This is a genomic window from Frankia sp. CcWB2, assembly GCF_977927585.1.
In genome coordinates this window covers 936-1623 of record NZ_CDWRCM010000145.1, presented here as the reverse complement: position 1 = coordinate 1623, position 688 = coordinate 936, and the positions used below count along the sequence as shown (strand labels likewise).

Sequence of the window (688 nt, the reverse complement as noted above, 5' to 3'; positions counted from 1 at the left end):
CCCTGGTGTCCCCCGGCACCGGGTGAATGGTGCCCCCCGGCCGCGCGGCCACTGCTGCGACCGGCTCGGTTGACCTTATCCGCCGGGTCCGGCACCGCCAGGACCGCGTCCGGGCGAAGTCGCGCCGAACCACTCACCGGACCACCGGTACTAGGACAAACGGAAGATCGGGACGACCACATGACCGGGACGGCCGAGAGGTGGGATCGCTCCGGATCAGGACGGACTGGGAACGGCCCGCAGGTGACCCCGCCGGCCACCCGGGGGTGGGGCCTGCGGACCCTGCGGGGGCTCCGACCCTCCCCGCCGGGACGCCTCACGCACGGCGTCCGCAAGGGCTTCCAGGTCGTCCCCGGCCACCTCACGACCCCCCTCACGGGGCGCCTCGGCCTCGAGCCGGACCACAGCCCAGCCAAGCGGCACGGTGAGCCGATCCGCGTGGGTGCCGCACAGATCGTAGGAGTGTGGTTCGACGTACGGGGAGAGCGGGCCCAACACCGCCGTGGACTCCGCGTAGGCGTACGTGAGCGTGGCGACCGCGGCTGCGGAACAGGCCGAGCGGGAGCAGCGCCGAGGCTTCACGTTCCGGACGGTAGCCCCCGGAACGGACGACGGCCACCACCTCGGGTCGTGTCGCGTGGCGCGACGACTAATCGTCACGCGGCGTCGACCATGCCATCGCGGCCCG

1 protein-coding gene is annotated in these 688 nt (G+C 73.1%); it reads right to left on the bottom strand.

Annotated elements, in window-relative coordinates; all coding sequences use genetic code 11:
• Nucleotides 1–216 precede the first annotated feature (216 nt).
• On the bottom strand, nt 217–582 hold the full coding sequence (locus ACY45C_RS15135; RefSeq protein WP_462188238.1) for a DUF3499 domain-containing protein: 366 nt from the start codon (nt 580–582) through the stop codon (nt 217–219).
• Nucleotides 583–688: the final 106 nt, after the last annotated feature.